Source organism: Streptomyces sp. NBC_01477 (genome assembly GCF_036227245.1).
Lineage (GTDB): Bacteria > Actinomycetota > Actinomycetes > Streptomycetales > Streptomycetaceae > Actinacidiphila.
Genome location: NZ_CP109445.1, coordinates 3,622,025 through 3,646,789, shown reverse-complemented (window position 1 = coordinate 3,646,789; position 24,765 = coordinate 3,622,025). Strand labels below are relative to the sequence as shown.

Here is a 24,765-nt window from a genome sequence, read left to right as displayed (position 1 = left end):
ATGGGAGAGCCGCTCGCCGCGGATGGTCCGGCGCCTGACGTGGACGGTCCGTTGCCTGACGCGGGCGGTCCGGCGCCCGACGTGGTGATCGAGACCCGCGGCCTGGTCAAGCAGTACCGGGGCACGCTCGCCGTGGACGGCCTGGATCTGCGGGTGCCGCGCGGCAGCGTGTTCGGCTTCCTCGGGCCGAACGGCTCGGGCAAGACGACCACGATCCGGATGCTGATGGGCCTGATCGAGCCGACCGCGGGCACCGCCCGCGTCCTCGGCCGCCCCATGCCGCGCTCCACCCGGGCGGTGCTGCCCAAGGTCGGCGCCCTCATCGAGGGGCCCGCCCTCTACGGCTTCCTGTCCGGCCGGGACAATCTGATCCGCTTCGACGCGGCCGACCCCACGGCCGACCCGCGCACCCGGAAGGCCAGGGTGGCTTCGGCGCTCGACCGGGTCGGGCTGACCGCGGCGGCGGCGAAGAAGGCCAAGGCGTATTCGCTGGGCATGAAGCAGCGCCTCGGGCTGGCGTCCGCCCTGCTCCAGCCGCGCGAGCTGCTCGTGCTCGACGAGCCGACCAACGGCCTCGACCCGCAGGGCATGCGGGAGATCAGGACCCTGGTCAGGGAATTGGCCGAGGACGGCACCACCGTCTTCCTCTCCTCGCATCTGCTGGACGAGATCGAGCAGGTCTGCACCCATGCCGCGGTGATGGCCCGCGGCCGGCTGATCACCCAGGGCCCGGTGGCCGAGCTGGCCGCGGGCACCCGCGGGCGGCTCGCCGTCACCACCCCGGACGCCGCGCGGGCCGTCCGGGTGCTCACCGGGCACGGCGTGACCGAGCTGGTCACCGACCCGCACGGCGGCCTGGTCACCGGCGAGCTGCCCGCCGACCCGCCCGACCTGGCGGAGCTGAACGCCGCACTGGTCGCGGCCGGTGTGCGGGTGCGCGGCTTCGGGGTGCAGCTGGCGTCCCTGGAGGACGCGTTCGTGGCACTGACGGGGGAGGGTTTCGATGTCGCGGGCTGAGACCGCCGCGGGCCCCGGCCTGCACGACGACGACCGCGCGGGCGGTCCCGGGCAGGACGGGGGCCGCACCCCGGAGCGTACGCAGGCGTCGCCCGCGACCCGGGCGGTGTGGTCGCTCGGCCTGTTCGGCTCCGAGCTGCTGATCGTCTTCCGCCGGGCCCGCACCCTCGCCCTGCTCGGCGTGCTGGCCGGGGTGCCGGTACTGGTCGGCATCGCGGTCAGGATCGAGACCCGCGGCGGCCGGTCGGTCGGCGGCAACGGCGGTGGCGGCCCGGCGTTCCTGGAGCAGATCAGCAACAACGGCCTTTTCCTGGCCTTCGCCTCGCTCGCCGCGACCCTGCCCTTCTTCCTGCCGATGGCCGTCGGCGTGGTGGCCGGCGACGCCGTCGCGGGCGAGGCCAGCACCGGCACCCTGCGCTATCTGCTGGTCGCCCCGGCCGGCCGCACCCGGCTGCTGCTCGCCAAGTACGCCTCGGTGCTGGCCTTCTGCGTCGCCGCGACCCTCGTGGTGGTGCTGTCCGCCGTGATCGTCGGCTTCACGCTCTTCCCGGTCGGCGATGTCACCCTGCTGTCCGGCAACACCGTCCCGCTGTCCGACGGCATCCTGCGCGGCCTGCTGATCGCGCTGCTCGTGGCGTCCTCGCTCATCGGCCTCGCCGCGCTCGGCCTGTTCGTCTCCACCCTGACCGACAGCGGTATCGGCGCGATGGCGGCCACGGTCGGCCTGCTGATCACCATCCAGATCGTCGACAGCATCCCGCAGCTGCACACCGTGCAGCCCTACCTCTTCCCCCACTACTGGCTGAGCTTCGCCGATGTGATGCGGGCCCCCGTCATCTGGACCGGCGTCGTCAAGAACCTCGCCCTCCAGGCCGTCTACGCCGCCGTCTTCGGCTCCGCCGCCTGGGCCCGCTTCACCACTCGCGACATCACGGCGTAGCGCCCCGCCCGGAGCCGTTCCCTGTCCGGCCGCAGGCCGGCCGACTCCTCCGGCGCCCCTGACCCCCGGTCAGCCCGCCGCCGGCCCGTTCCGCCGGCCGTACCGGGCGCGGGCGAGGCGGTGGGCGGTACGCAGCAGGTCGCGGACCGCCGCATCGGTCCGGGGACCCGGGTTCACCACCGCGAGCCAGCCGGCGGAGCCGTAGACGGGGTGGGCCCCGACCGTGTCGTCCGCGCCGGGGCCGTCCTCCGCGCGTACGCCCCTCCACCCTGCGCCACTGGGACGCCGAGGGCCTGGTCGTACCGGACCGGCTGCCCCCGCGCGGCGCCCGCCGCTACTCCCCGCCCCAGGCCCGCGACGCCCGGGTCGTCCAGCAGCTCCGCGCCGCCGGCTACCGCATCGCGCCGCTGCGCGCCCTGATGCCGTCCCTGCGCACCGGGCGCGGCTCCGCCGACGTCACCGCCGCGCTCGCGTCCCGGGACGCGAGCGTCACGGCCCGCTCGTACGCCCTCCTCGACGCCGCCGGGGCGCTCGGCGCGATATTCGCGGCGGGCCGCTGAGCCGGCGTGGCATCATCGGCGGCCGGTTGCGGATCTCCGGGAGGCGGGCGGCGTGGCGGGCGGCTGGGAGTGGGACGAGACGCTGTTCGCGGGCACTGCCGCCTACTACCGGCGCGGCAGGCTGCCCTACGCCCCCGGTCTCGCGGCCGTGCTCGCCGAGGTGCTGCGGCTCGACGGGCGCGGGCGGCTGCTCGACGTGGGCTGCGGGCCGGGAACCCTCGCGCTGATCCTGGCGGATGCCTTCGCCGAGGTCGTCGGAGTGGACCCGGACGGCGACATGCTCGCCGAGGCCGGGCGCGGGGCCGCCGAGGCCGGGGTGGGGGAGAGGACGCGGTGGGTACGGGCCCGGGGGGAGGAACTGCCCGCGGGCCTGGGGACGTTCACCGTCGCGACCTTCGGCCAGTCCTTCCACTGGATGGACCGCGACCTGGTGGCGGCGACCGTCCGGGACATGCTCGCGCCCGGCGGGGCGCTGGTGCACATCTCGGACGTGAAGACCGGGGCCACGACCGTCGAGGGCCTCCCGTACCCGGCGGTGCCGCACGCGGCGATCGGTGACCTGGTCGCCCGCTACCTCGGCCCGGTCCGCCGGGCCGGCCGGAGCCTGCTGCCCCAGGGCACCCCCGGCGGCGAGGCGGCGATCCTCACCCGCGCGGGCTTCACCGCCCCGCAGCGCCTCGCCGTCCCCGGCGGCCGGCCGCTGGTGCGCACGTACGACGACGTCGTCGCGGGCGTCTTCTCCCTGTCCTTCTCGGCCCCCCACCTCTTCGGCCCCCACCGCGCCGCCTTCGAGACCTCCCTGCGCGACCTCCTCCACGAGACCTCCCCCCGCGGCCGCTTCTCCGCACGCCGGCCCAGCACAGAGGTCTTCATCTGGCCCAAACCTCTCACCTGACGGGCTGCCGCCGGGCTGTCAGAGCGGCTGCCGCGGGGTGTCGAGCCAGGGGCGGTCGCCGTCGGGGGTGGTGGTCAGGCCGAAGCGGTCGGTGCCGGGTCTGCCGGCGGCGGTCCACCAGCGGTGGGTGCTTTCGAGCTCGTCCCACAGGCGGCGGGGGCCGCCCTGGTAGACGGTGGACGTCGGTCGGCCGTCGTGCAGGACGGCCGCGGCCCAGGAGCGGTCCGAGATCCCGTAGAGCCAGTAGCTGACGCTCTCGCCGCGCCGGTCCGCGGCACTGGCGCAGTCGCGGCCGATGCGCAGGCCGGCGGCGAAGGAGAACGGGTGCCCGAGGTCATCGGCGGTCAGGCCGGTGGTCGTGACGGACTCGGCCGCGGCGGCGACGTCGTTGCCCGGAACGTACTCGCTGTGCGGGGCCCGGGCCGTCCGGTGCGCGCGGGCCTTCATGAATTCCACGGGCCGGGTGAACCGCCCCTGCGCGCCGGTACGGTCGTCGGCGACGGCCAGACGCACCACCGCGTCGGCATGGGAGTACGCCGTTCCCCAGGGCGCCACGATCACCCCGCCGGGAGCGGTCTGCCGCACCCAGGCGTACGGGATCGCGCGTACGGCCACGGTCGCGATGAGCCTGTCGTAGCGGGCGCCCGGCGGGTGGCCGAGCAGGCCGTCGGCGACGACCACGTCCGGGTGGCGGCCCGCGCCGTGCAGGGCGGCTGTCGCGGTGGCCGCGACCTGCGGGTCGACCTCCACGCTGGTGACCTGCCGATCGCCGAGGCGGTGGGCGAGCAGGGCGGCGTTCCAGCCGGTGCCGGTGCCGATCTCCAGCACCTTCGCGCCGTCGTGCACGTCGAGGTCGCGCAGCATCGCCGCGACCACGGACGGGGCCGAGGCCGACGACGTCGGCACCCTGCCGGGAGCGGCGCCCTCGTGCCGGCCGTCGTCCCACTGGGTGGTGATAGGGACGTCGGCGTCGGCCCAGCCGTACCAGCCGGCCCGGTCCGCCCGCCGGTCGCTGCCGGCGCTTGTCCTGGTCGCCATGTCGTACGGCCACATGACCGGCGGCAGGAACCGGGCGCGGTCGACCGCGCAGAACGCCTCGCCCCACTGCGGCGCCATGGCACCGGAGTCGAGCAGGGAGCGCACCAACTCCGCCCAGCCGGGCCGCACTCTGCGACCGATCACCGTCACTTGCGGTGCGTCCCGTCGCCGGGCGGGGTGTCGCCGTCCGGCGACGGCGGCTCCTGCGGCGGCGTCCACGGCGTCCCGGGGTGCCCGTCCCCGTCCTCACCACCCGCGCGCGTCCCGTACCGGGTCGTGAACCTGTCCACGCTCATGGCCGCCCCCCTTTGTCTTGCCTGACCGACGGCGTTATTACTCTACGCACGCGAATGGTGACCATAGAGATCGCGCGTGACGCGGGGGGCAGCGTACGAGGCGAGCGGGCGTGCGGCCTGGCAGGTGGGGGTCAGCGAGGGAAGGTGGTCTGGGGTGCGCCCTCAGGGGGTGAAGAAGGTCTTCGCCCGCAGCGCCGCGTCCTCGTCGGTGGTGAGCTGGCCCGGTCGGGTCGCGCTGGCCAGCAGCACGCCGCGGAAGGTCATCCGCATGTGGCGGGCGGTCTTCGCGAGGGTGCCGACCAGCGGGTCGGCGTCGGAATGGTCGGTGCCCGCGAGGGCCGTGACGCCCCACAGGGTGCGGCCCGCCATCCGGGCGCGGAAGTCGACGCCGGGTACGCGCATCCACCCGGACCAGTGGTCGAGGTAGTGCTTGGCCGGCGTGGACAGCGAATACCAGTACAGCGGCGACGCGATGACCAGGTCGGTCGCCTCCAGTGTGGCGTCGAGCAGCGTACGGGCCTGCCCGGTGGGCGGCGGGTACGAGCCGTCGCCGTCGTGCCGTACGTCGGTGAACTCCGGCAGCCGCATCTCCGCGAGCCGCACCCAGTGCTGCTCCACGCCAAAGGGCAGTTGCGCCGCCGCCTGCTGCGCCAGCGCCTCGGTGTTGCCGCCCGCACGGGTGCTGCCGAGCAGGAAGAGGAACCGTCGCCCCGAGAAGTCATGCATGTGCATATATTGCGCGCGCATCGAACGCGCGTCAAGCGACCCGCGTCACACCCCCGGGCGGCGCCCCGCCGTCGCCCCGGGCATCCCGGTGGCCGGGGCCGTGGCGGGGTCCGCCGTACGCTCCGGGGCCGGAGCGGCGGCCGACCTCGCGGCAGTCGCAGCCGCCCGGGTACGGCGGCCGTTGCGCAAAGCGTCGGCCGTCAGCAGGACCAGCGCCGACCAGACCAGCAGGAAGCCGATCCACTGCTCGGTGGACATCGTCTCGTGGAAGTGGAGGATGCCGATCAGGAACTGGAAGACCGGGGCCAGGTACTGGATCAGGCCGAGGGTGGACAGCGGCAGCCGGTTCGCCGACATCCCGAAGAGCACCAGCGGGAGCGCGGTGGCCACGCCCGACAGGGCCAGCAAGGTGGCGTGGCCGGGGCCGTGGTGGGTGAAGGTCGAGTCGCCGCGGGAGCCGAGGATCACCAGGAAGACGGCGGCCGGCAGGAACTGCACGGAGGTCTCCGCGGCCAGCGACTCCACCCCGCCCATGGCGATCTTCTTCTTCACCAGGCCGTACGTGCCGAAGGTGAAGGCCAGGACCAGCGCGATCCACGGCAGCCGCCCGTAGCCGACCGCGAGCACCCCGACGGCCGCGCAGCCGATGCCGACCGCCACCCACTGCACGGGCCGCAGCCGCTCGTGCAGGACGAGGACGGCCAGGCCGACGGTGACCAGCGGGTTGATGAAGTAGCCGAGCGAGGTCTCCACGACATGGCCGGCGTTGACGGCCCAGATGTACGTGCCCCAGTTCACCGACACCACGGTCGCGGCGAGCGCGATCAGGGCCAGGCGGCGGGGCTGGCGTATCAGCTCGGTGATCCAGGCCCACCGGCGCAGCGCCAGCAGCAGTACGGCGACCACCGCCAGCGACCACACCATTCGGTGGGCCAGGATCTCCGCGGCTCCCGCGGGTTCGAGCAGCGGCCAGTACAGCGGGAACAGGCCCCACATGCCGTAGGCCGCGAACCCGAACACCAGCCCTTTGCGGTTCTCGCCCATCGCCCGTCCTCCCCCAAGCCGCCGTACGCGGTGCGGGTACGGGTGCGGCAGTCCGACCGTAGCGGTCGGACGGCCGTGGTGCCAGGGCCGTATTGCGGAATGGTCCTGACAGGCGGGCGGCCTGTCCCTTCGGCGCTACCCCTGGAGGGCCGCCAGCTCGGCCGCGACCGTCTCGCGCAGCGGCGTCGTCGGGCGGCCGATCAGCCGGGCCAGCTCACCGCTGGTGCCGGCCAGCAGGCCGCGCCCGATCGCCTGGTCCACGTCCACCAGCACCGCGGCGAAGTCGGCCGGCACCCCGACGCCCGTCAGGATCTCCTGCCGCTCCTCCGGGCTCACGTCGTGGTAGGCGACCTCGCGCCCGGACAGCTCGGCGATCACGGCCGCGTAGTCGGGGAAGCTCCACGAGGTGTCGCCGCTCAGCTCGTACGCCCGGTTCTCGTGGCCCTCCCCGGTCAGGACGACCGCTGCCGCCGCCGCGTAATCCGCCCGGGCGGCCGACGCGAGCCGCCCGTCGCCCGCGTTGCCGATCACGGCGCCGTGTTCGAGCACGGCCGGCAGATTCGCCGTGTAGACCTCGGTGTACCAGCCGTTGCGCAGGAAGACGTACGGCAGCCCGGAGGCCAGGATGTGCTCCTCGGTGGCCTTGTGCTCGTCGGCGAGCACGAAGTCGGCGGCCGGGCCGCCGAGTACGCCGGTGTACGCCAGCAGCGCCACGCCGGCCTCCGCCGCCGCGTCGATCGCCGCGGCGTGCTGCGGGATACGGCGGCCGACCTCGTTCCCCGAGACCAGCAGTACGCGGTCGCCCGCGGCGAAGGCGGCCTTGAGGGTCTCGGGCCGGTCGTAGTCCGCGACCCTCAGCTCCACGCCGCTCGCGGCGAGGTCGGCCGCCTTGCCGGTGTCCCGCACCGCGGCGGCGATCCCGGCGGGGGCGACCCCGCGCGCCAGCAGCTCTGCGATGACGAGGCGGCCGAGGTGGCCGGTGGCTCCGGTGACGACGATGCTCACGGTGGATCTCCCGGTGGAGTGCGTTCCTGATGATGCGTTCCTGCTGTCGTGATCACCGTAACCGGGACGCTAACTTATGGAAAGTACCCACCTTGAAGTACGGTACATACATGAAGGTAATCTGCCCTGAGCGGGTCATTCTTGAGCACGTCACCAGCCGGTGGGGCGTTCTGGTGCTCGCGGCCCTGCTCGACGGCGGCACATTGCGCTTCAGTGAGCTGCGGGACGGGATCGGGGACGTCAGCGAGAAGATGCTCACGCAGACGCTGCGCACGCTGGAGCGGGACGGCTTCGTACGCCGCGCCGCCCGGCCCGTCATACCGCCGCACGTGGATTACGACCTGACGGACCTCGGGCGGGAGGCCGCGCTCAAGGTACGGGCGCTGGCCGCGTGGACGGAGTCCCGCGTGGCCGCGGTGGCTGCGGCGCAGCTCGCGTACGACGCGGGGCGCGGCTGAGCTTTTCGCGCCCAGCCGCGCGTGACGGTCCCCTCGGCGCGGGGGTTACGCCTCCCCCGGGCGCGGGGGTCTGGCGGTTCCCCTTTGGCAGGGGGGTGCCTACCGGGGGCGCGGGGAACTGCGCGCTGAGCCGGCCACCGGCCGGTGGTCCGGGGCGGACCGAAGAGACCCTTCGGGTCGGTGGCGACCCGTGCCCCGGTGGGGGTTGGTCGCGCAGTTCCTCGCGCCCCTGGGGTGGTGGCGGTCGTCGTCACACGACGGTCGTGGTGGGTTGCGCGCGCAGTTCCTCGTGCCCCTGGGGTGGTGCGGTCTGTTCGCACGTGACGGTGGGTGGGGGCTGGGTGCGCGGTTCCTCGCGCCCCTGGGGGCACCCTGTGTGGTGTGGGGCGCCCCCCGGGGTGGGGTCAGGCGGGGACGGTCCAGGTGTCGGGGCCGGTGAGGAGGGTGGTGAGGTCGCCTTCGCCGTGCTGGGTGACGGCCTGGTCGAGTTGGTGGGCCATGTCGGTGTCGTAGACGGGGCGTTGGGTGTTGCGGATGATGCCGATGGGGGTGTGGTGGAGGGTGTCGGGGTCGGCGAGGCGGGACAGGGCGAACGCGGTGGCCGGGTTGGGTGCGGTCGCGTCGTGGATCAGGATCTGATCGGTGCCGGTGCCGGTCCGGGTGATGTCGATGACGGTCAGGTCGCCGGTGGCGGGGTCGCGGATGACGCCTTTGGAGCCGAGTCCGTCGGCGGCGGGTGTGCCGAAGCGGATGGGCTGTCCGTGTTCGAGGCGGATGACCGCCTCGGTCGCGGTGGCGTTGTCCTTGAGTGCGTCGAAGGCGCCGTCGTTGAAGATGTTGCAGTTCTGGTAGATCTCGACCAGTGCGGTGCCGGGGTGGTCGGCGGCGGCGCGCAGGACGGACTGCAGGTGCTTGCGGTCGGAGTCGATCGTGCGTGCCACGAAGCCGGCTTCCGCGCCGATGGCCAGCGATACCGGGTTGAACGGTGCTTCGAGTGATCCCATCGGTGTGGACTTCGTGATCTTGCCGGTCTCCGAGGTCGGGGAGTACTGGCCTTTGGTGAGGCCGTAGATGCGGTTGTTGAAGAGCAGGATCTTGAGGTTCACGTTGCGGCGCAGTGCGTGGATGAGGTGGTTCCCGCCGATGGAGAGGGCGTCGCCGTCGCCGGTGACGACCCATACCGACAGGTCGCGGCGGGAGGTGGCGAGGCCGGTGGCGATCGCGGGGGCGCGCCCGTGGATGGAGTGCATGCCGTAGGTGTTCATGTAGTACGGGAAGCGTGAGGAGCAGCCGATGCCGGAGATGAAGACGACGTTCTCGCGGGCCAGGCCGAGTTCGGGCATGAAGGACTGGACGGCGGCCAGGACGGCGTAGTCGCCGCAGCCGGGGCACCAGCGGACTTCCTGGTCGGATTTGAAGTCCTTCATCGACTGCTTCGCGGCGGCTTTGGGGACCAGGGCCAGTGCCTCAGACATCGGTGTTCTCCTCCATGATGACCGCGATGGCCGCCGCGAGCTGCTCGGCCTTGAAGGGCAGGCCTGTGACCTGGGTGTAGGACTGTGCGTCGACCAGGTATTCGGCGCGCAGCAGGTGCGCGAGCTGTCCGAGGTTCATCTCGGGGACGATGACGCGCTCGTAGGAGCGCAGGACCTGGCCGAGGTTGGCGGGGAAGGGGTTGAGGTGGCGCAGGTGGGCCTGGGCGATCCGGCCGCCGGCGGTGCGGATCCGCCGCACGGCCGCGGTGATGGGCCCGTAGGTCGAGCCCCAGCCGACCACCAGGGTGCGTGCGGCGTTGGAGGGGTCGTCGACCTGCACGTCGGGGACGGTGATGTTGTCGATCTTCGCCTGCCGGGTGCGGACCATCAGGTCGTGGTTGGCCGGGTCGTAGGAGATGTTGCCCGTGCCGTCCTGCTTCTCGATCCCCCCGATCCGGTGCTCCAGGCCGGGGGTGCCCGGTACCGCCCAGGGCCGTGCGAGGGTCTGCGGGTCGCGCAGGTAGGGCCAGAACACCTCCGTGCCCTCGGCGGTGGTGTGGTTCGGGCCCGAGGCGAACTCCACCCGCAGATCCGGCAGCTCGGACACGTCGGGGATCCGCCACGGCTCGGAGCCGTTGGCGAGGTACCCGTCGGAGAGGAGGAAGACCGGGGTGCGGTAGGTCACCGCGATCCGGGCGGCCTCCAGGGCGGCGGTGAAGCACTCCGCCGCGGTGGCCGGGGCGATCACCGGCACCGGCGCCTCACCGTTCCTGCCGTACATCGCCTGCAGCAGATCGGCCTGCTCGGTCTTGGTCGGCAGGCCCGTCGACGGCCCGCCCCGCTGGATGTCGACCACCAGCAACGGCAGCTCCAGGCTCACGGCCAGCCCGATCGTCTCGGACTTCAGCGCCACGCCCGGCCCCGATGTCGTCGTCACCGCCAGCGACCCGCCGAACGCGGCACCCAGCGCCGCACCGATCGCCGCGATCTCGTCCTCCGCCTGGAACGTCCGCACCCCGAAATTCTTGTGCCGCGACAGCTCGTGCAGAATGTCCGACGCCGGCGTGATCGGATACGACCCCAGATACAGGGGCAGCCCCGACTGCTTCGCCGCCGCGATCAGCCCGTACGACAGCGCCAGATTCCCCGAGATGTTCCGGTACGTCCCCGCGGGGAACGCCGACGACGCCGGCGCGACCTCGTAGGAGACCGCGAAATCCTCCGTCGTCTCCCCGAAATTCCACCCCGCCCGGAACGCCACCACATTCGCCTCGGCGATATCGGGCCTCTTCGCGAACTTCCGCCGCAAGAACGCCTCGGTACCCTCCGTCGGACGGTGGTACATCCACGACAGCAGCCCCAGGGCGAACATGTTCTTCGCCCGCTCGGCATCCTTCCGCGCCAGACCCGAGTCCTTCAGCGCCTCCACCGTCAGCGTCGTCAGCGGCACCCGGTGCACAGCGAACCCCGCCAGCGACCCGTCCTCCAGCGGACTGACCGCCCACCCCACCTTCCCCATCGCCCGCCGCGTGAACTCATCCGTATTCACAATGATCTCCGCACCCCGCGGCAGATCACCCAGATTCGCCCGCAACGCCGCCGGATTCATCGCGACCAGCACATCCGGCGCATCCCCCGGCGTCAGAATGTCATGATCCGCAAAATGCAACTGGAACGACGACACCCCCGGCAACGTCCCCGCAGGCGCCCGGATCTCCGCCGGAAAATTCGGCAACGTCGACAAATCATTACCGAACGACGCCGTCTCCGACGTAAAACGATCACCCGTAAGCTGCATACCATCACCGGAATCACCAGCGAACCGGATGATCACCCGGTCCAGCTGCCTGGTTTCCTTGGCCGGTTTGCGCTGTTCACCGAGTGCGTCGACGACGGGCGGCTCTTCCGCGTTGCTCGCGGCAATGGGGCTGCTGACCTGGCTGGTCACTGAAACGGACCTCCTTCGAGGCGGCGGCTCACCGGTCATCGTACGGCGGTAAGGGTGCCCTTCCCCGGACGTCCGGGGAACTGGACGCCGCGCATGCGATCTGTTGTCCCGCTCTCTGGGACAGTGTCTCACTCAGCGGGACGAAAAGGACAGGTGGAGGCCGCTTACCTCAGGAGTTGAGGTAGGTGAGCACGGCCAGTACGCGACGGTGATCCCCATCACTCGGGGCCAGGCCCAGCTTGAGGAAGATGTTGCTGACGTGCTTCTCCACCGCTCCGTCGCTCACCACGAGCTGCTTGGCGACGGCCGAGTTCGTACGGCCCTCCGCCATCAGGCCCAGGACCTCGCGTTCTCGCGGAGTGAGATTGGCCAGCACGTGCTGCTTGCGGCTGCGGCCGAGCAGCTGGGCGACCACCTCGGGGTCCAGGGCCGTACCGCCCTCGGCCACCCTGACCACGGCATCAACGAATTCGCGGACGTCGGCGACCCGGTCCTTGAGCAGATAGCCGACCCCGCGGCTGCTGCCGGCGAGCAGCTCGGTCGCGTACTGCTCTTCCACATACTGAGACAGCACCAGTACCCCCACCTCGGGGTGGTCCCGGCGCAGCCGCACCGCCGCGCGGACGCCTTCATCCGTGTGGGTGGGCGGCATCCGGACGTCGGCGACCACCACATCGGGTGCCGCGCCCCGCCCCGCGAGTTCGTCGACCGCCTTGAGCAGCCCCACGGCGTCGCCGACACCGGCCACCACGTCGTGTCCGCGGTCGGTGAGCAGTCGCGTCAAGCCCTCCCGCAGCAGTACCGAATCCTCGGCGATGACCACTCGCACCTTGTCCTCCACCGTTCCGCGCTCCCCCGTGTCCGACTGACCCGCTCAGCATTCCAGCATCGACGGGGGAATGGGGAATACGGTTGCCCTGGGCAAGGTTGCGCCCGGCAGCCGGGTGGGCGCCGCGATGTGGTCGCGGCGGCCAGGGAGAGGAGTGCGCGTGCACGCGGTCGGATTCGACGTCAACGGCGGCCCCGAGGTGCTGCGGCAGGTGGAGCTGGCGGCTCCGGTGCCAGGCGCCGGGCAGGTGCTGGTCCGGGTCGCGTACGCCGGCGTCAATTACGGCGAACTCCAGCACGTGCTGGGCGACTTCGGCCCGCCGCAGGGGCCGCGCCACATCGATGTGCCGGGGCTTGAGGTGTCGGGCCGGATCGCCGCCGTCGGGCCGGGAGTCGGCGGCCTCGCGGTCGGCGACCCGGTCGCCGCGTATCTGCCGGACGGCGGCGGTTACGCCGAATACGCCGTCGCGCCCGCCGAGTTCGTCTTCCCGCTGGACGGGATATCGCTGCGGGACGGCGGCGGCGCGGCCCTCGTCCTCACCACCGCCTACGGCGTACTGACCGGAGCGGCCAGGCTGCGGGCCGGCGACACCGTCCTCATCCACGCGGCGGCCGGCGGCGTCGGCTCGGCCGCCGCGCAGATCGCCCGCGCGCTGGGCGCCACCGCGGTCTACGGGACGGTGGGGTCGGCGGAGAAGGCGGTGTACGCCAAGCGGTTCGGCTACGACGCGATCCACCTCAGGGACACCTTCGCCGACCGGCTGCGCGACCTCGATGTCGTCCTCGACCCGGTCGGCGGCAGGACCCGGCTGGCCAGCCTGGCCCTGCTGGCGCCGTTCGGGCGGCTGGCCGTCTACGGGGAGGCGGCGCGGCAGCCCGACCTCACGCTGCCCGTGCTGCCGTTCTGGAAGAGCAACCGCTCCCTGACCGGCTACAACATCGGCGACCTCGCCCGCCGCGCCCCCCGCACCCTTCGCGGCCACGCGCTGTCCGCCTTCGCCCTGCTCGCGTCGGGCGCGATCCGGCTGGACGTCACGGCGGAAGTACCGTTGTCCCGCGCGGCTGACGCGCTTGCTGCGATGCAGGCGGGGCGCAACGTGGGCAAAACGCTTGTCGCTGTGAACCCGAGGCTTACCTGACGCCCCCTTCCGCTGGCGCGGGCCCGGGGCTGCCGCTGCGTCCGGGGGTACGCCTCCCCCGGGCGCGGGGGTTCTGCGGTCCCCCTTCGGCAGGGGGGTGCCCCCCCTGGGCTGCGGTGTTCTGCGGTGCCTCCGCGTAAGGGGGGCGCCCAGGGGCGGGGGGCTGGGGGGTGCCGGCTGCGTCGGCGGGTGCGCCTTCCCCGGGCGCGGGGGTGTGCGGTTCCCTTCGGCAGGGGGGTGCGCCCTGGGCTGCGGTGCTTCTGCGGTTCCTGCGCGTAGGGGGGTGCGCACCAGGGGCGCGGGGAACTGCGCGCTCAGCCGGTCACCGGCCGGTGGTCCGGGGCGGACCGATCTGCCCCTCCGGGTCGGTGGCGACCCGCGCCCCCGATGGGGGCTGGCCGCGCCGTTCCTCGCGCCCCAGGGGGCGTGCGGTCCGTCCGGGCGTGACGGTAGGTGGTGGGTTGCTCGCGCCGTTCCTCGCGCCCCTGGGGTGGTGGCGGTGCTCCGTCGCGTGACGGTGGGTGGGGGCTGGGCGCGCGGTTCCCCGCGCCCCAGGGGGCGTGCGGTCCGTCCGGGCGTGACGGTAGGTGGGGGCTGAGTTCCCGCGTGCTGCGGGGCACCCGCACGCGTCCGCTCAGCCGAAGACCTGATCAGCCGAGATGCCGAACATCTCGTGGGCCAGGCCGAAGCCGAAGTCCTGCACCAACCGCCGCTTCCAGGGCCGGGCCACAATCGCGTGGGTGAGCCGCCGTGCGGCCTTCGGGCGGGAGCGGATCGCCTCGGCCAACTGCCACGCCCGCGGCAGCAACTCCTCGGTCGGCAGCACCTCGTTGACCAGGCCCAAGTCCAGCGCGGCGGTCGCGTCGATCGGGGCGCCGGTGTAGAGGTGGTAGGCGGCGCGCTTGGTGCCGAGCAGTTCCTGCAGCGCCAGGTGCATGCCGTCGCCGGGCGCGACGCCGGCCGCCAGATGGGTGTCGGCGAAGACGGCGTCCTGCGAGCACAGCGTGATGTCGCAGAGCAGGGCGAATTCGGTGTGGCCCGCGCCTGGGCCGTTGACCGCGGCGATGGTCGGCACATCGATGGCGAAGGCCAGGTTCTCCAGCAGCTTCATCGCGTCGAGGTAGGTGCGGTACGCGAAGTTGTCGGGCCGCGGTTCGCGCATCAGCTCGCCGAGCCGGGACGGGTCGCCGGGTGCGAGCCAGGCGTCGCCGGTGCCGGTGAGGACGACGACCTCGTTGTCCGGGTCGCTGCCGACCTCCTGCCAGGCCTGGCCCCAGGCGTTGTGCATGCCCATGCCGTAGACGGCGGGGCCGCCCCGGGTGTGCATCCGCAGCTCGATGATGCCGTCGCGGCGGGTCATCACGAAGTGGTCGGCGTACTTCTCGGCGTAGTCCTCGAAGCGGGGAGTGGGGACGTAGCGGCCGTTGCGGGCCTGCCAGTCGTCGGGGATCGCGGGCATGACGGAGCTCCTCGGGGCGTCGCCGGGTGGGCGCACCGGCTAGGCTGGAACATCCGGAGCACCGCTCCGACTATATCCGGAGCGGTGCTCCGGATGGCAACTCCGGGAGGCGGAACCGATGTCCGACACGAAGCGCGCGGACGGGCAGCGCAATTACGAGCGGCTGCTCAGCGAGGCACGGGCCGCCTTCGCGGAGCACGGCACCGATGTCTCGCTGCGGGACGTCGCCCGCCGGGCCGGCGTCGGCATCGGCACGCTCTACCGGCACTTCCCCACCCGGGACGCGCTCATCGAGGCCGCCTTCCGGCACGGGCTCGAAGACCTCGCCGACCGGGCCGGCGTCCTCCTCGACGCCGAGTCGCCCAGTGACGCCCTCGCGGAGTGGCTGCTCGCGTTCGCCGCCGCCTTCGCCCGCTATCAGGGCCTGCCCGCCTCCCTGCTGGCCGCCCTCCGCGACGAGACGTCGAGCCTCCACGAGTCCTGCGAGGGCATGCGGGACGGGGCCGGCCGCCTGCTGGCCCGCGCCCAGCGCGACGGCGCGATCCGCCCCGACCTCACCGTCGGCGAACTCCTCTCCCTCACCACCGCCGTCGCCTGGGCCGCCCAGCAGTCCCCGCCAGGCACCGACCCGACGGCCCGGCTGCTCGGCCTGCTGCGTACCGGCATCGCGGTCTGAGCGGCAGCCTGAGCAGCCCGAATGCGCGCCCCCGGGCCGCTCCATCCGCCGTACCGCCCGGGTCAGGCGATGCCGAGGCGGCGCATCGTCAGGCAGGCCAGCGCCACATCGCAGGCCGCGACGCCCTGGACGACGGCGAGCACCCGGTCGCCGGGGGAGGTGCGGCCGGGCAGCAGGCCCGCGGCGACCGCGGGCAGCGGGCCGGTGAGGTGGACGCCGACCGTCTCCGGCGACAGGCCCGCCGCCAGCCAGCCGGCGACCGAGCCGCTCTCGCGGGCGTAGCCGAGGTCGTCCACGAAGAAGCGGTCCACCGGACCCGCCCCGGAAGCCCCGGAAGCCCCCTCGCCGGTCAGGGTCGCGGCCGAGATCTCCGCGCCGCCGCCCAGCCCGATCAGGGTGCCGCCGGCCGCCAGATGCCGCGGGTGGACCACCGGGGTCCCGGCCGAGGTGATCGCCACGACGATGTCGGAGCCGGGGGCGGCGTCGTCCAGATGGGCGGCGGCGCCGACGGTGACGCCGGGTACGGCCTGCCGCGCGGCGAATTCCGCCGCCGACGCCGCCCCGCGCGCCACGACCCGTATCTCGTCCAGGTCGAAGGCCTCCGCGAAGGCGGCCGGCACCAGGCGGGCGATCCGGCCCGCGCCGACCAGGGTCAGCACCTTGCTGTCGGGCCGGGCCAGCAGCCGGGCCGCGACCGCCGCGGAGGCGGCCGTACGCAGCCGGTGCAGCCAGGTCTCCTCGACGGCGACCAGCGGGCGGCCCGACTCGGTCTCCAGCACCAGGCACCAGCTGTTGCGCCCCTGCGTGTGGGTCGGCGTCATCCTTACCCCGGCGACGCCGTAGCGGTCGAGCAGCGCGCCCTTGAGGCCGAAGCCGCGGGCGCCGTCGCCGAGCCGGGTGATCGCCGGGCTGGACAGGGACAGGCGGGACGCGCCGAAGTCGGCGTAGGTCTGCTCGACCACCGCGAGGGCGTCGGCGACCGTGACGACCCGGCGTACGTCGGCCTCGCCGACCAGGGGGAGGGCGGACACGCTCATGCGCCACCCCCGGCCGCGCGCCGGCCCGTACCGCCCGCGGCGGGGCCGACGACAGCGACGCACAGGCCGCCGCCGTCGGGGGCCTGGTGGACGGAATTGGCCGAGATGAACATCCGGCCGCTGCCCAGCACCGCGCCCGCGACCCCGCTCATCACCGCCCTGATGTGCTTGTCCGGGTCCAACTGGCTGGTCAGCACGGTCGTACGGGCGCCCCGCAGCGTGCCGTCCGAGCGGTGGCCCGCCTTGACCAGCAGGGCGGCGACCCGGTCCGGCTCGCGTACCGTGCCGTCCGCCGCCAGGTCCGCGCCCGCGTCCGCCAGGACCCGGCGGATGCCGGGGGCGTCGAGGACGTCGGCGAGCAGGCCGGAGGCGATCCGCAGACCGCCGGCCGCGCCGGGCCGGTTGCCGAGCACCAGGACCTCCACCCGGTCGGCCTCCGAGCTGGAGAAGACCATGGTCCGCCGGGAGTACAGGCCGGTGTCCCGGCCGAAGGCCGCGGGGACGACCGCCGTACGGTCCACCTCGCCCAGCGCCAGCGCCGATCCCAGCGCCCCGACCGCCTTGGCCGCGGCCGAGGTGACCCGGGTCGGCTCGTCGTGGCCGGTCAGCGGGGTCTTGACCAGGGCCAGGGCGACCTGGTCCGGGGTCAGCCCCGCGTCGGCCACCGCCTCGGCGACCGCGGCCTCCGCCAGCGCCACATGCCCGGCCGTGCCGATCTCCGCCCCGCGCACCTCGCGGCTGCGCCCGACGCCCAGGGCAAGTGCGGCGTCCGGCTCCGCATGCGCGCCCGGCTCCGGGGCGGCGAGGTCGGCGGGGTGGTCCGCGGGGTCGTCGGCCAGGTCCGCGAACAGGTAGCCGAACGGCGTCATCGCGCCCTCGGCGCCGGTGGAGTGCAGCAGGACCGTACGGTCGAGCAGCGCCGCACCGCCGTGCGCGAGCACCGCCTCCCGGGCCCGCCAGGAGGCGAGTTCGCGGGAGAAGTCGTTGACCTCGGCGCTGCCCTCGGTCTTGACCAGCAGGGCGAGCCGCCGTATCCGTGCCGGGTCGTACGCGGCGAGCCGGGACACCAGGGCGTCGGTGTCACCGGGCCCCGCGGTGTCGAAGGAGTCGATCCTGACGGTCATGCGCGGGCGCCTTTCGTCTGGGCGGCGAGGTCGGGCCTGCGGTCGGCCCAGCCGTACGCCGCCTCGTAGTCGGATGCGAGGTCGAGCAGCGCGCGGTCGGTGCCGTAGCGGCCGATGAGCTGGAAGCCGACCGGCAGGCCGCCGGGCGCGGGCGGCCCCGGCAGGCTGAGCGCGGGGACCCCGGTGGCGTTGGCGATGCCGGTGAAGACCCGCTGGTGCGGCGGCGCGATCCGGTCGGCGGCCCACGGCATCGCCCCGGCGACCGGGGTGAGCAGGAGGTCGGTACCGGTGAAGAAGTCCGCGAGCTGCGCGAACAGGTCGCGGAAGGCGTCCAGCGCGGCCACGTAGTCCACGGCTGTGAGCGACCTGCCGTGCTCGACCATCGGCGGGTAGATGTCGCCCACCGCGTCCTGCCAGCCCTCGCGGTCGCGCAGCAGCCAGGCGAGCCCGGTCGTGCCGATGGTCCGCCAGTGCCGCTCGAAGCGCGCGAAGTCGAACGGTACGGGGCCGGCCGCCACCCGGTGGCCGAGCGAGGCGAGCCGGTCGGCGGCGCCCAGCAGCGACGCGCCGACCGCCGCGTCCACCGGGTGGTCGCCGAAGCGTTCCACCAGCCGGATCCGCAGCGGCCCGCCGCCGTGCCCGCGTCCCTCGGGCACCCCGAGCGAGCGGCGGTCGCGCGGATCGGGCCCCGCCACGGCGGCCAGCAGCGCCGCCACGTCGTCCACCGTGCGGCCGACCGGCGCGACGACTTCCAGGTCGTGCAGCACGGTGGGCAGCCCGTCGAAGCGGGCGACCCTGCCCAGCGTCGGCTTGAGCGCGACCAGCCCGCAGTAGGCGGCGGGCCAGCGGATGGAGCCGCCGCCGTCGGTGCCCAGCGCCACCGGGCCGACGCCGGCGGCGACCGCCGCCGCGCCGCCGCCGGTGGACGCGCCGGTGGTCAGCGCCGGATCCCACGGGTTGCGTGTGGTGCCGTGCAGCGGGGTGCTGACATTGCCCAGGCCCAGGGTGAATTCCGAGACGTTGCTCTTGCCGAGGATCACCCAGCCCGCCGCGCGCAGCCGGGCCACGCACAACTCGTCGCGCTCGGGCACGTGGTCGGCGAACAGCCGGCTGCCCCAGGCGCAGGGCATCCCGGCGACCGGGATGTTGTCCTTCACGGTGAGCGGCACACCGTCGTAGGGCCCCAGCGGGGCGCCGCGGCGCCACCGCTCGGTGCTGGCCGCCGCCGCCGCGCGGGCCGGGTCGTCGGCGCGGTGGGCGAAGACGTTCAGCACGCCGTCGACCTCGTCGGCGCGGGCGAGCACCGAGGCCAGCACCTCGTCGGGGGTGGTCGAGCCCTCGGCGTAGCCGGCCGCGAGCCGGGCCGCCGGCCACTGCCAGAGCGGCGGCTCCGACCCGGGGGCCGATCGCGGTGCCCCGGCGGTCACTTGGCGGGTCCCAGCGTCCAGTACAGCGTGACCGGCTCGGGCGTGAAGGTCAGCCCGGTCACACCCGAGGCGCTGACCAGGGTCCTGCCGGTGACCACGAGCGGCAGGAAGGAAACGTCCTGCGCGGCCAGTTGCTGGATCTGCCGGTAGGCCTGGTCGCGCGCCGGGCTGGGCGGCGCCATCGCGTACTGGTTCTGCAGCCGGTCGATCTCCGGGAGGCTGGTGCGGGCGAAGTTGACCACTCCGCCGGTCACGCTCCACAGCTTGACGGGGGTCTTGGCGTCCTCCACGTACGTCGACAAGGTGGTGAGCACCATCCCGTCGGTGGCGCCGCCCGCGGACTTGGCGGTGGCGCGGCCGATGATGCCGGTGATCAGCGCGGCGGAGGTCTGCGGCTGGAGGGTGACGTCGATGCCGATCGGCTTGAGCGCGCTCTTGATCAGCTGGGCGGCGGTGGCGAAGTCGGTGTTCTCGCTGGGGTAGCGGAGCTTGGTGCTGACCGCCGGGTTCCCGGCCTGCGCCATCAGGGACTTGGCCCGGCCCTGGTCGCCGTAGGCCTTCCACGCCGGGTTGTAGCCGGCGGCACCGGCGCTGACGTAGGAGTCGGCGCGCTCGGCCTGCCCGTAGTAGACGTTCTTCACCAGTGCGTCGTACGGGAGCGCCTCGGCGACCGCCCTGCGGACCAGTGGGTCCTTGAACGGCCCCGCGTCGGAGGCGAGTTGCAGGTAGAGGTAGCTGGAGGTGTCGGCGTGCTCGACCCGGAAGCCGGCCGACTTGAGCGACTGGGTGTCGCGCGGACTCAGGCCGTACTGGGCGATGTTGACGCTGCCGCCGCGCACCAGGGCCGAGACGTTCCCGTCGTTGACGACCCGCAGGGTCACCGCGCCGAACTTCGGCGGGTCCAGGGCGGCGCCGGGCACCGCGGCGAGGTCGAGCGACTGGCCGTTCTGCCGGCTCTTGACGTAGTAGGGGCCGGTGCCGGCCGCGTGGTCCTTGAGCCAGGCCGCGGCGATCGGGTCGGCGGTGGTGGCGTGCCGGCGGGCGGCGGCCGAGTCCACGATGCCGTACCAGCACGTACGCAGCGTCGCCACGTTGACGTCGCCGGCCTTGACCGGCCTGCCGCTGTCGTCGCGGTAGCGGATGGCCACATGGCCGGCGTCGGGCGCGGTGATCTGGCTCGCGTCGAAGACCCCGCTGTTGTTCAGCTCGACGGCGCCGTTCAGCTTCAGCGCCCGTTGCAGTGACCAGACGACGTCGGTGGCGGTCAGCGGATTGCCGCTGGGGTAGAACTTCAGGCCCGGGCGCAGGGTGAAGGTGACGGTGTCGGCGGCGAAGGTCCACGAGGAGGCGAGCGCGGGGGACGCGGCGAGCCCCGCGGAGACCGCGTGGCCGCCCTGGGCGGCGGTCTTGTAGCCCACCAGGTTCTGGTAGACGTTCATCGCCAGCTCTTTGTCCTGGTCGGTGTTGACGTTGCCCGGGTCCATCGTGGAGATGTCGCTCGGCCAGGCCGCCACCAGCGCGGCGGGCGCCTTGGCGGCGCCGTGGCCCGTACCGCCGGCCGAGGAGGAGGAGCAGGCGGCCAGCAGCGAGCCGGCCGCGACCGCGGCCGTCGCGGTCAGCAGGCGGACGCGCCGCCGGGATTCACTGGTCATCGGGGTCATCGGGGTGTTCCTTCTCTCTACGCTCACTACCTGTGGCCGAGAGGTCGGCGGCGACCTGCCGGTGGGTGACGGGGCAGGCGGCCAGATGCGTGCCGCCGAAGGACAGCTGAGGGGGCCGGCCGGCCCGGCAGGACTCCTCCGCCAGCGGGCAGCGGGGAGCCAGCGCGCAGCCGGCCGGCAGGTCGAAGGGGCCGGGGTTCTCACCGCTGAGCCGGACGGTCCTGGTGTGGCCGCCGTGCACGGCGACCGGCGCCGCGTCGAGCAGTGCCCGGGTGTAGGGGTGGGCGGGGTGCCGCAGGACGTCCTCGGTGGCGCCGGACTCCACCACCCGGCCCACGTACATCACCTGCACCCGGTGCGCGATCCGCCGTACGGCCTGGAGGTCGTGCGAGATCAGCAGATACGCCAGGCCGGTCTCCCGCTGGAGCCGGGCCAGCAGGTCGAGCACCACCCCGCGGGTGGACGCGTCCAGCGAGGCGGTGGGTTCGTCGAGGATGACGGCCCTGGGCTCCACGGCCAGCGCGCGGGCGATACCGACCCGCTGCCGCTGCCCGCCGGACAGCGCGGCCGGCCGCCGGTCCAGTACGGTCTCGGGCAGTTCGACGGCCGCGAGCAGTTCGCGGATCCGGCGCTCCCGCCGCTCGGCGGGCATCCGCAGGTGCAGCCGCAGCGGCTCGTCCAGGATGGCCCGGATCCGCTGCCGGGGGTCGAGGGACGAGCGGGGGTCCTGGAAGACCATCTGCACATCCCGGTAGACCTCCCGCCGGTCGCGGTAGTCCGCCAGCGGCCGGCCCGACACCAGCACCCGGCCCGCGGCCGGCTCGACCAGCCGCAGGATCGACCTGGCCAGCGTGGACTTGCCGGAGCCGCTCTCCCCGACGACGGCCAGCGTCTCGCCGGGCCGCAGCACCAGGTCCACCCCGTCCACCGCCCGCAGGGTGTGCCGCAGCCCGCGGCTGCGTACGGTGAACTCGGTGCACAGGCCGTCGACTTCGAGCACGGGCTCGGCCGGTGTCGGCGTTTGTGAGGTGACGGGCGGTGGGGTCATGACGGCCTCCCGGGCTCGTCGGCCAGGCGGTTGGCGGCCAGTAGGACGCGCGAATACTCGGCCCGGGGCGCGCGGAAGAAGTCCGCGGCGGCGGCCTCCTCGACCACCGTGCCGTGCCGCATCACCACCACCCGGTCGCAGGTCTCGCCGACCACGCCCAGGTCATGGGTGACCAGGCACGCGGTGAGCCCGTCCTGCCCGGCCAGTTCCACGACCAGTTCCATGACGTCGGCCTGGGTGGTGACATCGAGTCCCGTGGTGGGCTCGTCGAGCAGCAGCAGCCGGGGCCGGCACAGCAGCGCCATGGCGATCATCGCCCGTTGCGCCATGCCGCCGGAGAACTGGTGCGGATACTGCGCCATCCGCCGCCGCGGGTCGGGAATCCGCACCCGGGCCAGGGCCTCGGCGACCAGGTCGCGGGCCGCCCGCTTGTTCACCCCGCGGTGCAGCCGGGCCACGTCGGTGAGCTGGCGGCCCACGGTGAGCACCGGGTTGAGCGAGGAGCGGGCGTCCTGGAAGACCATCGCGATGCCGGAGCCGCGAAGTTCGCGGTAGCCGTCCTCGCCCAGGCCGAGCAGTTCCCGCCCGTCGAAGGTGATGGAGCCCCGGACGGTGAGCCGCGGCGGGCACAGGCCCATCACGGTGAGCGCGGTGAGCGACTTGCCGCTGCCGGTCTCGCCGACGATCGCGGTGATCCGGCCGCGCGGCACCTCGAAGCTGATGTCGCGCAGCACCTCGGTGGGTTCGCCGTGCGGGGTACGGAAGGCGCCGGACAGGCCGGAGACGGTGAGCAGCGGGGTGCCCGCGGCTGTGGCGGCGGTGCCGGGTGCGGCCCGGCCGGCCGCGGTCGCGCCGGACGTCATCAGTGGTCCTCCCGCTCGATGAGGCCGTCGCCGAGGAGATAGAACGCTCCGGCGAGCAGCAGGATGGCCAGGCCGGGGAAGAGCGAGATCCAGTACGCGTCCGGCGAGTCCTTGCCGCCGGCGATCATCGAGCCCCACTCCGGGCTGCCCGGTTCGATGCCGACGCCGACGAAGCCGAGGCTGGACACCACGATCGCCACCCAGGCGGCGTTCACGGCCGCGTAGGACACCAGCGGCGCCAGGCCGTTCGGCACCAGGTGCCTGGCCAGCACCCGGCGCCCGCTGTTGCCGGCCAGGATGGCGGCCTCGGTGAATTCCCACGACTTGCGGCCCTTGACCTCGGCCCGCAGCAGCCGCAGATAGCCCGGCAGCCCGACGAAGGCGACGACCACGATCACATTGAGCAGTCCCGAGCCGAGTGTGGTGACCAGCAGCAGGGCCAGCAGCAGCGCGGGGAAGGACTGCAGGATCTCGGTGACCCGCATGATCACCGCGTCCGCCCAGCCGCCCCAGTAGCCGGCGACCGCGCCCAGCACGCTGCCCACCGCGAAGGCGATGGCCACCGCCACCAGGGTCAGCCACAGGTCGGTCCACGTGGCGGCGAGCGTCTTGGAGAAGACGTCGGACCCGGCCTGGTCGGTGCCGAACCAGTGCTGCCCGCCGGGCGCCTGGTACGGCAGCCCGACGCCGGGCTGCTGCGGGTCGTACGGCGTCCAGATCCGGCCGACCGCGGCGGCGGTCAGCAGCAGGACCATCAGGCCGAGCCCGAGCCGTACGGCGGCCGAGTCGGCGCCGGGCAGCCGGCGCCACAGCCGGCGGGCGGTGCCGCCCGGCGCTGCGGGCGGCCCGGCGGGCGCGGCGGACAGGCCGTCCGCGGAGGGCAGGGGGGCCGGGGCGGTCATGAGCGGATCCTCGGGTCGGCCAGCGAGTAGGCGAGATCGACCAGCGCGTACAGCGCGACATAGACGACGGCCGCGTAGAGCACGAAGCCCTGGAGCGCCGGGAAGTCGGACTGCTGGACGGCGGTGAGGGCGTACTGGCCGATGCCGGGCCAGCCGAAGACGCCCTCGACCAGCACCGCGCCGGTGAAGGCGAAGGCGACACCGCCGGCGATCATGGTGATGACCGGCAGCAGCGCGTTGCGCAGCGCGTAACTGCGGTGGATCCGGGTGCGGCTGAAGCCGTAGGCGTGCGCGGTCCTGACGTATTCGCTGCGCAGCGCCTCGACCATGCCGGACCTGGCCACCCGGGTGATGGGCGCGAAGATGCCGCAGACCAGGACGACGCAGGGCAGCACCAGTTGCAGCACCGCCTGCCAGGCGGTGTGCCAGCGGCCGGCCAGCACCGCGTCGACGACGTAGCTGCCGGTCACGTCGGGCGGTGGCGCGACGCCGGCCGGCAGCCGGCCGATCGGCCCCGGCAGCCAGCCGAAGTGGACGAAGAAGACCGAGAGCAGCACCAGGCCGAGCCAGAACTGCGGCATGGCGAGCGCCGCCACGGTGACCACCCGGATCACGTGGTCGGCCGCCTTGCCGCGGCGCACCGCGCTGATCACGCCGAGCACCGTGCCGAGCAGGACGCCGATGACCAGGGCGGGCACGGCGAGTTCGAGGGTGGCGGGCAGCCGGCCGGTCAGGTCGGCGCGCACGGCCTGCCCGGTGCCGAAGGACGTGCCCAGGTCTCCGTGCAGCAGGTCGCGCAGATAGATGGCGTACTGCCGCGGGATGCCGTGGTCCAGGCCGAGTGACGAGCGCACCTGGGCGCGGGCCTGTTCGCTCGCGCCCGGTGGTACGAGCAGCCCCGTCGGGTCCGGCGCCACGACACGGGCGACGACGAACGTGAAGGTGACCACGCCCCACACCACCAGCAGCGCGCCGCCCAACTTGCGGGCGACCAGCAGCAGTGCGCCACGCGGCAGGCGTCGGCGGGACGGCCTCCGCGGCCGGGCGTCCGCCGGCGGCGGCCCGGTCACCGCGATGTCGGAGACAGCCATCGCGCTCCTTCCTCGTCACTGATTTCCGTGAGACGGAAACGTTGATTCCGCACTGCGGATTCGTCAGTATTGGAATGCCTCGGTCCGGCTGTCAAGAGTCAAGGGGGC

At 73.5% G+C, this 24,765-nt stretch carries 24 protein-coding genes and 2 pseudogenes; 8 read left to right on the top strand and 18 right to left on the bottom strand.

Features of this window, described 5'->3' with window-relative positions; genetic code table 11:
• Both OHA86_RS14965 and OHA86_RS14960 read left to right on the top strand, forming a co-directional pair.
• Positions 1-1,017 (top strand): ABC transporter ATP-binding protein, encoded by a 1,017-nt coding sequence (locus OHA86_RS14965; RefSeq protein ID WP_329175728.1) that lies wholly within the window; start codon positions 1-3, stop codon positions 1,015-1,017.
• A complete protein-coding gene (locus tag OHA86_RS14960) occupies positions 1,004-1,957 on the top strand; it encodes an ABC transporter permease (RefSeq protein ID WP_329175727.1) in 954 nt (317 codons plus the stop codon). Before OHA86_RS14965 ends, OHA86_RS14960 begins: the two co-directional genes overlap by 14 nt.
• A gap of 69 nt (positions 1,958-2,026) precedes the next feature.
• On the opposite strand, the pseudogene OHA86_RS14955 reads toward OHA86_RS14960, so the two are convergent.
• Positions 2,027-2,185: pseudogene (locus OHA86_RS14955) on the bottom strand (DUF6194 family protein); the annotation flags it as partial.
• A 41-nt stretch (positions 2,186-2,226) separates the two neighbouring features.
• Between OHA86_RS14955 and OHA86_RS14950 the strand changes: the two are divergent.
• The 3 genes and pseudogenes from OHA86_RS14950 to OHA86_RS14940 form a co-directional block, all read left to right on the top strand.
• A pseudogene (locus OHA86_RS14950) lies at positions 2,227-2,325 on the top strand (MerR family transcriptional regulator); the annotation flags it as partial.
• A 51-nt stretch (positions 2,326-2,376) separates the two neighbouring features.
• Positions 2,377-2,517 carry a hypothetical protein gene (locus OHA86_RS14945; RefSeq protein ID WP_329175726.1) on the top strand — a complete coding sequence of 47 codons (141 nt, stop codon included), beginning with the start codon at positions 2,377-2,379 and terminating at the stop codon, positions 2,515-2,517.
• Between the two features lie 52 nt (positions 2,518-2,569).
• The gene (locus OHA86_RS14940) at positions 2,570-3,412 is read left to right on the top strand and encodes a class I SAM-dependent methyltransferase (RefSeq protein WP_329175725.1); all 843 of its coding nucleotides are present in this window, start codon (positions 2,570-2,572) and stop codon (positions 3,410-3,412) included.
• Between the two features lie 18 nt (positions 3,413-3,430).
• Here the strand turns inward: OHA86_RS14940 and OHA86_RS14935 are convergent, their stop codons facing one another.
• The 5 genes from OHA86_RS14935 to OHA86_RS14915 form a co-directional block, all read right to left on the bottom strand.
• On the bottom strand, positions 3,431-4,600 hold the full coding sequence (locus tag OHA86_RS14935) for a methyltransferase domain-containing protein (protein WP_329175724.1): 1,170 nt from the start codon (positions 4,598-4,600) through the stop codon (positions 3,431-3,433).
• Positions 4,597-4,746, bottom strand: a complete 150-nt coding sequence (locus tag OHA86_RS14930; protein ID WP_329175723.1) for a hypothetical protein — start codon at positions 4,744-4,746, stop codon at positions 4,597-4,599. Before OHA86_RS14930 ends, OHA86_RS14935 begins: the two co-directional genes overlap by 4 nt.
• A gap of 162 nt (positions 4,747-4,908) precedes the next feature.
• Complete coding sequence (locus tag OHA86_RS14925; protein ID WP_329175721.1) at positions 4,909-5,472, bottom strand: flavodoxin family protein; 564 nt, start codon at positions 5,470-5,472, stop codon at positions 4,909-4,911.
• 45 nt (positions 5,473-5,517) lie between these two features.
• Positions 5,518-6,516 carry an EamA family transporter RarD gene (gene rarD, locus OHA86_RS14920; protein WP_329175719.1) on the bottom strand — a complete coding sequence of 333 codons (999 nt, stop codon included), beginning with the start codon at positions 6,514-6,516 and terminating at the stop codon, positions 5,518-5,520.
• Between the two features lie 135 nt (positions 6,517-6,651).
• The gene (locus tag OHA86_RS14915; protein ID WP_329175717.1) at positions 6,652-7,521 is read right to left on the bottom strand and encodes an SDR family oxidoreductase; all 870 of its coding nucleotides are present in this window, start codon (positions 7,519-7,521) and stop codon (positions 6,652-6,654) included.
• A 110-nt stretch (positions 7,522-7,631) separates the two neighbouring features.
• Here OHA86_RS14915 and OHA86_RS14910 point away from each other — a divergent pair, with 110 nt between their 5' ends.
• On the top strand, positions 7,632-7,979 hold the full coding sequence (locus tag OHA86_RS14910; RefSeq protein WP_329175715.1) for a winged helix-turn-helix transcriptional regulator: 348 nt from the start codon (positions 7,632-7,634) through the stop codon (positions 7,977-7,979).
• A gap of 404 nt (positions 7,980-8,383) precedes the next feature.
• Here the strand turns inward: OHA86_RS14910 and OHA86_RS14905 are convergent, their stop codons facing one another.
• From OHA86_RS14905 to OHA86_RS14895, 3 genes are all read right to left on the bottom strand, one after another.
• The gene (locus tag OHA86_RS14905) at positions 8,384-9,454 is read right to left on the bottom strand and encodes a 2-oxoacid:ferredoxin oxidoreductase subunit beta (RefSeq protein WP_329172053.1); all 1,071 of its coding nucleotides are present in this window, start codon (positions 9,452-9,454) and stop codon (positions 8,384-8,386) included.
• Positions 9,447-11,441, bottom strand: coding sequence for a 2-oxoacid:acceptor oxidoreductase subunit alpha (locus OHA86_RS14900; protein ID WP_443071732.1), 1,995 nt, complete (start codon positions 11,439-11,441; stop codon positions 9,447-9,449). Before OHA86_RS14900 ends, OHA86_RS14905 begins: the two co-directional genes overlap by 8 nt.
• Positions 11,442-11,571: 130 nt before the next feature.
• Positions 11,572-12,231: a response regulator transcription factor gene (locus OHA86_RS14895; protein ID WP_329182412.1), complete on the bottom strand. Its 660-nt coding sequence runs from the start codon at positions 12,229-12,231 to the stop codon at positions 11,572-11,574.
• A gap of 160 nt (positions 12,232-12,391) precedes the next feature.
• Here OHA86_RS14895 and OHA86_RS14890 point away from each other — a divergent pair, with 160 nt between their 5' ends.
• Complete coding sequence (locus tag OHA86_RS14890; protein ID WP_329175711.1) at positions 12,392-13,369, top strand: quinone oxidoreductase family protein; 978 nt, start codon at positions 12,392-12,394, stop codon at positions 13,367-13,369.
• Positions 13,370-14,003: 634 nt separating this feature from the next.
• On the opposite strand, the gene OHA86_RS14885 is transcribed toward OHA86_RS14890, so the two are convergent.
• Positions 14,004-14,828, bottom strand: a complete 825-nt coding sequence (locus OHA86_RS14885) for an enoyl-CoA hydratase/isomerase family protein (RefSeq protein WP_329175710.1) — start codon at positions 14,826-14,828, stop codon at positions 14,004-14,006.
• Positions 14,829-14,946: 118 nt separating this feature from the next.
• On the opposite strand from OHA86_RS14885, the gene OHA86_RS14880 reads away from it, so the two are divergent.
• The gene (locus OHA86_RS14880; RefSeq protein WP_329175708.1) at positions 14,947-15,504 is read left to right on the top strand and encodes a TetR/AcrR family transcriptional regulator; all 558 of its coding nucleotides are present in this window, start codon (positions 14,947-14,949) and stop codon (positions 15,502-15,504) included.
• Between the two features lie 62 nt (positions 15,505-15,566).
• On the opposite strand, the gene OHA86_RS14875 is transcribed toward OHA86_RS14880, so the two are convergent.
• The 8 genes from OHA86_RS14875 to OHA86_RS14840 are packed head-to-tail and all read right to left on the bottom strand — an operon-like array spanning position 15,567 to position 24,657.
• A complete protein-coding gene (locus OHA86_RS14875) occupies positions 15,567-16,541 on the bottom strand; it encodes a hypothetical protein (protein WP_329175706.1) in 975 nt (324 codons plus the stop codon).
• Positions 16,538-17,665 (bottom strand): ring-opening amidohydrolase, encoded by a 1,128-nt coding sequence (locus tag OHA86_RS14870; protein WP_329175704.1) that lies wholly within the window; start codon positions 17,663-17,665, stop codon positions 16,538-16,540. The genes OHA86_RS14875 and OHA86_RS14870 overlap by 4 nt, the downstream gene beginning before the upstream one ends.
• Complete coding sequence (locus OHA86_RS14865; RefSeq protein ID WP_329175703.1) at positions 17,662-19,092, bottom strand: amidase; 1,431 nt, start codon at positions 19,090-19,092, stop codon at positions 17,662-17,664. The genes OHA86_RS14870 and OHA86_RS14865 overlap by 4 nt, the downstream gene beginning before the upstream one ends.
• The gene (locus OHA86_RS14860) at positions 19,089-20,753 is read right to left on the bottom strand and encodes an ABC transporter substrate-binding protein (RefSeq protein ID WP_329175701.1); all 1,665 of its coding nucleotides are present in this window, start codon (positions 20,751-20,753) and stop codon (positions 19,089-19,091) included. Before OHA86_RS14860 ends, OHA86_RS14865 begins: the two co-directional genes overlap by 4 nt.
• The gene (locus tag OHA86_RS14855) at positions 20,734-21,801 is read right to left on the bottom strand and encodes an ABC transporter ATP-binding protein (protein WP_329175700.1); all 1,068 of its coding nucleotides are present in this window, start codon (positions 21,799-21,801) and stop codon (positions 20,734-20,736) included. The genes OHA86_RS14860 and OHA86_RS14855 overlap by 20 nt, the downstream gene beginning before the upstream one ends.
• Complete coding sequence (locus OHA86_RS14850; protein WP_329175699.1) at positions 21,798-22,664, bottom strand: ABC transporter ATP-binding protein; 867 nt, start codon at positions 22,662-22,664, stop codon at positions 21,798-21,800. The genes OHA86_RS14855 and OHA86_RS14850 overlap by 4 nt, the downstream gene beginning before the upstream one ends.
• On the bottom strand, positions 22,664-23,566 hold the full coding sequence (locus tag OHA86_RS14845; protein ID WP_329175697.1) for an ABC transporter permease: 903 nt from the start codon (positions 23,564-23,566) through the stop codon (positions 22,664-22,666). Before OHA86_RS14845 ends, OHA86_RS14850 begins: the two co-directional genes overlap by 1 nt.
• Positions 23,563-24,657 carry an ABC transporter permease gene (locus OHA86_RS14840; protein ID WP_329175695.1) on the bottom strand — a complete coding sequence of 365 codons (1,095 nt, stop codon included), beginning with the start codon at positions 24,655-24,657 and terminating at the stop codon, positions 23,563-23,565. The genes OHA86_RS14845 and OHA86_RS14840 overlap by 4 nt, the downstream gene beginning before the upstream one ends.
• Positions 24,658-24,765 lie beyond the last annotated feature (108 nt).